The organism is Mastigocoleus sp. MO_188.B34 (genome assembly GCF_030065675.1).
Classification (GTDB): domain Bacteria; phylum Cyanobacteriota; class Cyanobacteriia; order Cyanobacteriales; family Nostocaceae; genus Mastigocoleus.
This window is the reverse complement of record NZ_JASJDK010000194.1, coordinates 1-10,036: the sequence shown is the minus strand read 5'-3', so window position 1 is coordinate 10,036 and position 10,036 is coordinate 1. Positions and strand designations below refer to the sequence as shown.

The following is a 10,036-nucleotide window of genomic DNA, read 5'->3' as shown; positions in this document are numbered from 1 at the left end:
TGGTTTTTGCGTCATGGGTCATATTCTACGATACATCCCCTACATTTGTTCCTTCTTCTTTTTTCTTCTTACCCCGATTTACTGAGCGGATACGATTTTTACATGAATTATTTAGGATGACTATCGTAGGATTTTTAGACTCTTGAGTAGAATCGAAACTTGAAGTCTACAGATATATTGAACCTGTCGAGCAAAATATTAATATTTATTATTCCCACATTAGTCAGAAAAGTCGTGAAGATTCGAGTATAAAATCAAAATATATTCTAGGTTATTTTCGATTGAATAGAATCTATTAATCTATCTATATCATCGTCAATATCGACCACAACTCTGGTGTAATCTTCACCAGTAAGATCGATGACTACGGTATTCTTTTTATTTCTGGTACACCAAAATTCTTTCTTACCTTTTCCATGATAGGTTCCAGCAGTAATTAAATTAGGCCAATATGTTCCTGGAGCCCTTAACCATGGTGGTCTGTCGCCATCAGCAATACGGCGAATTCCACTTATATTTTCAAAATTAATTTTGAGCGTTCCCTTCAATGACCAAATTCTGTCCCACCCCCTGATTTCAAGTGTTACAAAAGATTCATCAATTTTATATTCCACCATACTTATTTTCCCTTATGATTCGTCTAACTGTCGTTAATACCTTGCCCTAGCGTGAGTCAGTCGTACACCATAAACTGTTAACTGTAAAACTGTAAAAAAGTAATTCGAAAGTCACTGTGATAAATATATGAAGAAGTTTATTAGTTTTTTTCTTATTAGTTTTGCTTTTGTAATAGCGATCGCTAGTTGTTCGATAGATAACCCTACTGGTGGCGGAGATATTATTATTGCCTCAAAAGCTTTTACAGAACAAGATATTCTAGGGGAACTCCTAGCGCAGCATATTGAAGCAACAACGAACCTAAAAGTTGATCTGCGTCCCCGTTTGGGTGGTACCTTTATCTGTCATCAAGCAATTACAACCGGCAATATTGACGGCTATGTTGAATATACGGGAACTTCTTATAATGCCATTTTAAAGCAGAAAGTCGTTAGTGACCCTCAAGAAGTTTTCCGGCGAGTTAAGGAAGATTACGACAAGAAGTTTAATTTGAAAGTAATGGAACCTTTAGGGTTTGAAAATACTTATGCGATGATTGTTCGTAAAACAGATGCAGAGAAATATAATCTGCAAAATCTTTCTGATGCCGAAAAATATGCACCCCAATGGCGTGCTGGAGTGGAATATGAATTTATGGAGCGCGAAGATGGTTTTCCCGGATTAGCAAAGACCTATAATTTGAATTTTGCTCGCTCACCACAGCAGATGGATAAAGGTTTATTGTACCGAGCCATTACTCAAAATTTAGTAGATATGGTTGCCGGTTATTCTACTGATGGGCAAATTTCTCGTTTGGGTTTGGTAGTACTCGAAGACAATAAAAAGTATTTCCCCCCCTATGAGGCTACACCAGTTTTTCGTAAAGAGACCTTGAAGAAATATCCAGAACTTGAAAAGTCTCTTTCACAGTTAACTGGGAAAATAAATGCTGAAGAAATGAGCAGACTCAATTATCTAGTTGAGGGAGAATTAAGAAATCCTAAAGAAGTTGTCAAAGAATTTCGTAAGTTAAAAGGTTTAGCTTAATAACAGACAATTAAAAAATATTATTCTGGTTATCCTATGGGGCACAAATGTGCCCCCGATCCTGTTGATGTTTTGTCTTTTTTGTTTCTTATAGCAAAGTACAAAAAATATTACACGCTAACAACTTGAATTTGACTTGCAGCTTCAGTTGCTTTTGCTCGTGCTTGTTTGACAGTTCTGGCTTTAGCTAAAGCTATACCCATTCGTCGATAGGGATGGGCTGTGGGCTTACCAAATAAACGGATATCAACATCTGGTTCTGCGAGTGCTTTTGCTAAACCTGTATAAATAATAGAATCAGATTTCTCAGCAGCCAAAATTACTGCACTAGCCGAAGCACAAAATAATTCTATTGTCGGAATCGGTAAACCTAAAATTGCTCGAAGATGTAACTCGAATTCATTAAGATTTTGAGATATCAAGGTTACCATCCCCGTATCGTGAGGACGAGGAGAAAGTTCAGAGAAAATCACTTCATTTTTAGTGATAAAAAACTCTACCCCAAAAATTCCTGCACCACCCAATGAATTAGTAATTTTCGTTGCAATTTCTTGGGCTTTTGTCACCATACCTTCTGGAATTTCAGCAGGTTGCCAAGATTCTTGATAATCTCCCCTTTCTTGACGATGTCCGATCGCAGGACAAAAGAGAGTTGGTGCATTCCATTGTTTAATTGTTAGTAAAGTAATTTCGACTTCAAAATCAATAAATTCTTCTATAATTACTTTGTGATTATCGCCACGGGAACCAGCTATTGCATAATTCCATGCTTCCTCTACATCGGCTTTATTTTTAACTATAGATTGACCTTTACCTGAAGAAGACATTACAGGTTTAACTACGTTAGGAAATCCAATTTGCTCGCTAACAGCAATCAATTCTTTTAGGTTATTTGCATAACTATATTTAGCAGTTCTAATACCTAATTTTGTATGCGCTAATTCCCGAATCCTGTCACGATTCATTGTATAGTTTGTAGCAGCAGCTGTGGGAATAACAGTAATTCCGCGTCGTTCAAATTCTTGTAACTTTTCCGTTCTAATGGCTTCAATTTCGGGTATTATATACCTTGGTTGATGTTTACTAACTACTCTTTCTAAGTCATCACCACTGAGCATAGAAATTACTTCTGAATGATCGGCAACTTGCATCGCAGGTGCATTTTCATATCTATCGACAGCAATTACATAGTTACCGAGTCTTTGAGCAGCTATTGCAAATTCTTTACCTAGTTCTCCTGAACCCAATAACATTAACTTTTGAGGTAGATTCACCGAGTTTTTCATGTTTCCAATTTAAATAAAATTGTTAAGTATGGTCATGGGAGATAGGGAAGTCACTTTAAGTTCCAAATTTTGAACGCAATCTCTTAACCTAGATCAATTATCGATTACCAATTCTTAATATGCAATTGCTAAATACCAATTATTTTTAGTATTTATCAACTAGATTAGGTAAAAAAAGATTGTGCATATTTCAAAACAGGTAATAGTACTCGGAGAAAATAAGATAACCGAGTTATTACAATAATTAAAAACTATATTCAAAGACTAATATCTCTAATCAGGAATCAATCTCTGCTAATTCCATCCAACGTTCAGTTGCTCGATCTATTTCTTCTTTAAGTGCTTCTACTTTTTCGTAGAGTTGTTGGACTTGCGTATAGTTTCCGGGAGGAACACTTGTCATTTCCCGTTCTACTTCTGCTTTCTGATTTTCGAGTTGGGAAATTTTTTCCTCTAACTGCTCAAATTCCTTCCTTTCCCAATTCGATAACCTATGTTTCTTCTTCTTCTCAACTTTTTGGGTTTTTGGCTGGGTTGTTTCTGATTCTGCTTTTTTAGTTTTTTCCTTAGCAGCTATACTTTGTTGCTGTTTCTCTTCAGCTTGCTGATAATCCAAATAGACAGAATAATTACCCGGATACTGTCGTAGTTTACCAGATCCTTCAAAAGCAAAGATTTTATCTACGGTGCGATCCAAGAAATAGCGATCGTGAGAAACTGTTATGACACAACCTTTAAAATCTTCTAAGTATTCTTCTAGTACTGCCAAAGTTTGAACGTCTAAATCGTTAGTCGGCTCATCCAAGATTAAAACATTTGGCGCACTCATCAACACACACAACAGATATAAGCGCCGTTTTTCTCCACCTGAAAGCTTATGAATTGGAGCATATTGTTGATTGGGAGGAAACAGGAATCTCTCCAACATTTGAGAGGCTGTAATCCTGTTTCCATCCGTCGTGTTGATGTATTCCCCTCCCTCTTCTTTAATATACTCAATTACCCGTTGATTTTGATCTATTGCATCTAATAATTGTTCGGAGTGCTGATCGAAATACCCAATATGAATGGTCGAACCAATGTCCACAGTACCGGAATCAGGTTGTACGCGTCCGGTGATGATATCCATTAAAGTTGATTTACCAGCACCGTTACCACCAATAATCCCTACGCGGTCTTCTGGGCTAAACTCATAGCTAAAATCTTTAATTAAAATACGACTATCGTAAGATTTAGCAATATTATTTAGCTCAATAACTTTTTTACCAATACGACGACTAACAGTCGACATATCAACTTTACCCTGAGCTTGTTTAAACTCAGTATTTTGCATTTCCTGAATGCGATCTATTCTTGCTTTTTGCTTAGTACTTCTGGCTTTGGGTCCTCTTTTAAGCCATTCTAACTCGCGTCTCAGTACTCCTTGATGTTTGCGTTGAGTTGTTACAGCAGTTTCTTCAGCTAAAGCTTTCTTTTCTAAATAATATGAATAATTACCTGTAAAACTATAAATATCTCCTCGGTCTATTTCTACAATTCTGTTTGTTACTTTGTCTAAAAAATAACGGTCGTGAGTTATTAATAATAATGCACCACGATAGCGTTTTAAATAACTTTGTAACCACTCTACAGAATTAGCATCTAAATGGTTGGTTGGCTCATCCATTAATAATAAATCTGGCTCAGAAAGTAAAGCTGATCCTAAGCTAATACGTTTACGATAACCACCAGAAAGACTACCAACTTTTACACTAAAATCTGTTATTCCTAACTTAGAAAGAATAATTTTGGCATTTGTTTCCAGATCCCAAACACCATTTGCTTCCATCTGCTGCATGACTGTGGAAAGACGAGACATTAACTGGGAATTTTCTGGATTATGGGCTAATTTATCGGAAATTTCTTGATATTCTCGTACTAAATCGATTTGTTCGCCACGGTCAGCAAAAACTTGTTCTAAAGCGGTGTAATTTTCATTTAAATCTGGATCTTGTGGTAAATAAACGATATTGGCACCAGAATTTACTAAAATTTGACCGCTATCAATTGATTCTATCCCAGCAATTATTTTTAATAAGCTCGATTTACCAGAACCATTAATGCCAATTAAACCAACTTTATCGCTATTATCGATACTTAAATTTGCATCTTTGAGAATTTCTTTGATGCCAAAATCTTTCTTTACTGATTGTAGCGTAACAATACTCATAGTATTTAATATTTAGTGCTTATTTGGTGCTTATATTTAATATTTATATTTTGGCTTAAAGATTTTACAATATTTATGGATTTTTCGACAATTAACCACTTTGGTAAAGACCTTTTCATATTTGGCTGAAGGTAAATTAGTGCAAATACATTGTTGAATTGATTGTATGTAACTGATTTTTAAACTTGGGGTTTGGGTTGATGAATTTACTGTCTTGTGGATAGATTCAAATTTTTATCTGTGGGCTTCTATATATTGTACGCGATTGAAAAGACTCTACTTTTTACTAGTAATCTGAATTTTGTTCCTAGCATTATTTTTCTTGGGTCTTTTCTCGTACCGGTAACTTTTATGTTCTTCGTTTATGAATTCTTACCGAGCAGAGAAGCTTCTTTATCTCCACTAGCTATTTGTTTTCTTGGAGGTGGAGCGATCGGTATCGTCGTAGCGGGAATTCTCGAATATGACGTACTAAAATCTTGATTTCCTACCAATATTAGCAGTTAGCCTGATTGAGGAAAGTGCTAAACTTATTTCTCCATAACATAACTATTCACAAGAACGTTATCGCTCGCTCGTTAGGGGACTTTTATCACCTGCAGCATATGCTGCTTGAACTGGGTCGATTTGCTCTATACTTTGAAGAGAGTGGCTTAAAGCAGATAAAATCCAGTTTAATTTTCAAGTTTAATTTTCAAGTTTAATTTTCAAGTTTTAAAAGTATTTGTTACAGCCATTGTTCTTCATACATTGTGGAAGACATTACAATCTTCACCAAGAGTAACCTTCATTAAATTTCTGAACTTGGAACTCTTGAGTCTTCTGGTTGTTATAACCACCTTAAATATTCTTATTCGTCAGTTGAAAAAAGCACAAAATAGCGATCCCGTGGTAGATAGTACATCTCTTAAAAAGTAGGGATCTATTTTTTAGTGAACCCTAATAAAACTAGGTACTCAATATTTTTTGTTGAATGATGTAGTGATAAAAGCCATTAAGGCTATTTTAGTATATTTGCACTACATTAAATCGCTTTACCTTACTTGTTTGAGGAAAATATACAGAAAAGTATTGATTCCATTTATTTAGGACTTACGCATCGTACAAATTTACTACTCTAAATGAACGAAAATACTTTGTTTCAGACTATTGTCAATAATTCCATAATTAAAGTAATTGCATAAAAAGTATCGGAAAATTGATATTTAATACCTAAAATACATACCTCATATTTTCCTCATTCTGTCAATGCGTAAGTCCTATTATTGTTTGTGAGTAAAAAAAACTGTGAGAGATTCTACAATAAGTGGAGAATATTTTGTTGCCTTGTATGGCTCCATCCGATTTTTTTGATTTCTAATTACGTTACCTGCTCTATCTGCGACCTCAGAATTAAACAAATAAATCTAGGGGTAAATGACCATACATCTCATTGACTCCCTGTTCGGAATAAGACTGACAAGAAACTAAAACACCACGATGATGTCCGAGATAGGAATCAATATGGCATACCCCATTTTTACCGTTTAACTTAATGTAAACTGGACCATCAATATGGGGTAAATTACTAGGAGCTTCGTAACCAAAAGCACGAGAATAAGTTTTCATAGCCAGTATGCCTTTTTCTGCAGTCTCAGCACAAATTCCTAAAATTTGATAATCAGAAAGATTTCCTAGCAATAACAAAGCCGAGCGAATCCGGATTTTATCTGATTGCTTAATCGGTGGTGCCACATCTACGCAATTGAATTTGTTTAAAATTCTTTTGGCTTCTGAAAGACCGAGATGATTCTGATTTTTACTGGTCATAAACCTGGATTATGAACTCACTTACTTGGTGTTGTTGCTTGATTTTAGATTCGATAATATAGCAGTTCTCATACGAATACAATACAACTGTCTCTGGTTTTAGAAGCAATAGTAATTTCGGCAGCCATAAAGGATTTGTATATTCATGGTCTGGAGAACTGCTATATCTAGTCTAGATTCCAAACTAGTTCTGAAGGTTTCCGGTATTAAAAATGAAAGGAACGCTATTACTATTTTTATCACTTCCACCCATTACTAGAACCCTCGGCATTTGAGCGCCACCCATTTTCCAGGCTTCAATTGCTTCTTTCTGTAGTACTAATTCGCCACCTTGGGCTTTTAGGGTTTCTGCTAGAAGTCTTTGAGCTTCTGCTTTACCTTTGGCGCGATTAACTTCTGCTTGTGCTTCTTGTTCTGCTTCTTGGGCTACATATACTGCTCTTTGTGCCCTTTGTTCTGCAATTTGTTTTTCCTCAACAGCTCTGGCAAATTCGGGAGAAAAAGTTAGGTCGATAACGCTGGTATCTAATACGATAATTCCATATTTATCTAAACGTTCCCCTAATGCACTATCAAAATCTTCTTTAAGTTCGCTTCTGCGGGTAATTGATTCTTCTACTGTTCTCCTTGCGGCTGCTATTTTAAATGATTCTTGGGTTTGGGGAGCAATAATTTTAGTCACAATATTTTGTAGAGTCCCCTGTTTGCGTCTAATTTCTACCGCTTGGGTTGGGTCGATTCGAAAGTTAATTGCGAATTTAGCAGTTAATTCTTGTAAGTCTTTAGTTGAACTCTGGGCTGGAATCTCATATTTTTGCACTGTAACGTCATATATATCTACAGTCGAAATAAATGGCGGTTTAACATGAAAACCTTCTAATAAAGCTCCGTCTCTTGCTTTACCTAATATACTCAGTACACCCGCTTCTCCCGGGTTCACAATCACAAAGGAATTAATACTGAGAATTATAAGTAATGAAGTCAAAATTCCTGCTAGTAAACTCTGCCAATTACCAATCTGCTGATTTTTCACCCTTCTGTCTCCTTTGATTGATTCTCAGATATCCTACTCGATCTTCACTAATACTTTAGTGCTATTAATCGTGGTAATATCAGTTTGAGGTAAACTTTTTTCCAGCCTTGACTACTGTAGTTAAATCCTCTGGATCGTCAAATACAAACTCGCGTTCCGTGCATCCCCTAAAGCGTTTGCTTGACTACGGACACAAATATCACCAACAAGTTTGGCAAGCAACAACTTGTTCTATCCTCAATAAGCTTTTTGACTTAGCACCACCAGCTTTAATTGGTATCGCTGTAGATGTAGTTGTCAACCAGCAGGATTCTATCATTGCCCGATGGGGAGTTAAAGATATATTCGGACAATTTGTTCTTCTTTCGCTTTTAACTGTCATCGTTTGGGTTTTAGAATCAGCATTTGAGTATGCATACGAAAGACTTTGGCGTAATTTAGCACAGAATATCCAACACGATCTGCGTTTAAATGCTTACGGGCATTTACAAAATTTAGAATTAGCTTATTTTGAAGAACGTAGCACTGGCGGTTTAATGTCTATTCTTAATGATGACATTAACCAGTTAGAACGATTTTTGGATGTGGGAGCGAATGACATCCTCCAAGTACTAACTACAGTGATTATTGTCAGTGGTACTTTCTTCTTTTTGGCTCCCAGTGTAGCATGGATGGCCATGTTGCCAATACCTGCAATTCTTTGGGGTACCTTTGCCTTTCAAAATTTACTTGCGCCTCGTTATGCTGATGTTCGAGAGAAAGTCAGTTTTTTAAATTCCCGCTTGGCCAATAATTTGAGCGGTATCATTACAATCAAAAGTTTTGTTGCTGAAGAATATGAAAGCGCCCGTTTGAACAGAGAAAGTGAAGCATATCGCCAGTCTAATTCTCGAGCGATTAAACTTTCGGCTGCTTTTACTCCTCTAATTCGCATGCTTATTTTGGTTGGTTTTACCGCCCTAATGGTCTTTGGTGGAATCTCAGCAGTTAACGGTAATTTATCTGTAGGGGCATATAGCGTTTTAGTATATCTAATTCAAAGATTACTTTGGCCTTTAACAAGACTGGGAAATACCTTTGACCTGTATCAGCGAGCAATGGCTTCTGTAAATAGGGTAATGGATTTATTGGATACTCCCATTACTATTCACCATGGAGATATTTCTTTACCTACAAAGAATGTCAGAGGTGAATTACTATTTGATAATATTACTTTTGCCTATAAAGACCGCTATCGTGTGATTAAAAATCTGTCATTGCAGATTCCTGCAGGAAAAACTATTGCGATCGTTGGTTCTACAGGTTCCGGTAAGAGTACTTTAATTAAACTTTTACTTCGATTTTACGAACTCAGTTCGGGTAAGATTCTCCTCGATGGAATTAATATTAATAATTTAAATTTGGCAGATTTACGTCGCTGTATTGGTTTAGTTAGTCAGGATGTATTTTTATTCCATGGAACAGTCGCGGAAAATATTGCTTACGGCAAATTTGAGGCTACAGATCGGGAAATTCAAAATGCAGCGAAAGTAGCAGAAGCTCACGAATTTATCACTCAATTACCTGAAGGGTATAACACTATAGTTGGCGAGCGGGGACAAAAATTATCTGGCGGACAAAGACAGAGAATTGCGATCGCCAGAGCAGTATTGAAAAATCCGCCAATTTTAGTTTTAGATGAAGCAACATCTGCTGTAGATAATGAAACAGAAGCTGCAATTCAACGTTCTTTGGAGCGCATTACTGTAGATAGAACCACAATTGCGATCGCTCATCGTCTTTCAACTATTCGTAATGCCGACCGTATTTATGTTATGGAATATGGTCAACTAGTAGAATCTGGAACCCATGAAGAGTTGATAGCAGACAATGGGATTTATGCAAGTTTGTGGCGAGTACAATCGGGTTTGAAGTTAGTCGATGATTGATACCATCATCATCTTTACACAAAGTGTTTGTATCCGCTCAGTAAATCGGGGTAAGAAGAAAAAAGAAGAAGGAACAAATGTAGGGGATGTATCGTAGAATATGACCCATGACGCAAAAACCACCAGA

8 protein-coding genes are annotated in these 10,036 nt (G+C 36.3%); 3 read left to right on the top strand and 5 right to left on the bottom strand.

The features are described 5' to 3' along the window. Positions 1 to 266: 266 nt before the first annotated feature. Complete coding sequence (locus QNJ50_RS27370) at positions 267 to 617, bottom strand: hypothetical protein (RefSeq protein WP_300641980.1); 351 nt, start codon at positions 615 to 617, stop codon at positions 267 to 269. A 127-nt stretch (positions 618 to 744) separates the two neighbouring features. Between QNJ50_RS27370 and QNJ50_RS27365 the strand changes: the two genes are divergently transcribed. After that, a complete protein-coding gene (locus tag QNJ50_RS27365; RefSeq protein ID WP_300641977.1) occupies positions 745 to 1,644 on the top strand; it encodes a glycine betaine ABC transporter substrate-binding protein in 900 nt (299 codons plus the stop codon). 110 nt (positions 1,645 to 1,754) lie between these two features. On the opposite strand, the gene purT is transcribed toward QNJ50_RS27365, so the two are convergent. After that, positions 1,755 to 2,930 carry a formate-dependent phosphoribosylglycinamide formyltransferase gene (purT, locus tag QNJ50_RS27360; protein WP_300641972.1) on the bottom strand — a complete coding sequence of 392 codons (1,176 nt, stop codon included), beginning with the start codon at positions 2,928 to 2,930 and terminating at the stop codon, positions 1,755 to 1,757. Between the two features lie 277 nt (positions 2,931 to 3,207). After that, positions 3,208 to 5,139, bottom strand: coding sequence for an ATP-binding cassette domain-containing protein (locus QNJ50_RS27355; protein ID WP_300641968.1), 1,932 nt, complete (start codon positions 5,137 to 5,139; stop codon positions 3,208 to 3,210). Positions 5,140 to 5,490: 351 nt separating this feature from the next. On the opposite strand from QNJ50_RS27355, the gene QNJ50_RS27350 reads away from it, so the two are divergent. After that, the gene (locus QNJ50_RS27350; protein ID WP_300641966.1) at positions 5,491 to 5,622 is read left to right on the top strand and encodes a hypothetical protein; all 132 of its coding nucleotides are present in this window, start codon (positions 5,491 to 5,493) and stop codon (positions 5,620 to 5,622) included. Between the two features lie 909 nt (positions 5,623 to 6,531). Here QNJ50_RS27350 and QNJ50_RS27345 read toward each other — a convergent pair. Beyond that, complete coding sequence (locus QNJ50_RS27345; RefSeq protein WP_300641963.1) at positions 6,532 to 6,948, bottom strand: DUF1824 family protein; 417 nt, start codon at positions 6,946 to 6,948, stop codon at positions 6,532 to 6,534. Positions 6,949 to 7,132: 184 nt separating this feature from the next. Next, entirely contained in the window at positions 7,133 to 7,981 is an 849-nt protein-coding gene (locus tag QNJ50_RS27340; RefSeq protein ID WP_300641960.1) for a prohibitin family protein, read from the bottom strand. Positions 7,982 to 8,088: 107 nt separating this feature from the next. Between QNJ50_RS27340 and QNJ50_RS27335 the strand changes: the two genes are divergently transcribed. After that, complete coding sequence (locus QNJ50_RS27335) at positions 8,089 to 9,909, top strand: ABC transporter ATP-binding protein (RefSeq protein ID WP_300641957.1); 1,821 nt, start codon at positions 8,089 to 8,091, stop codon at positions 9,907 to 9,909. The last annotated feature ends 127 nt before the right edge of the window (positions 9,910 to 10,036 follow it).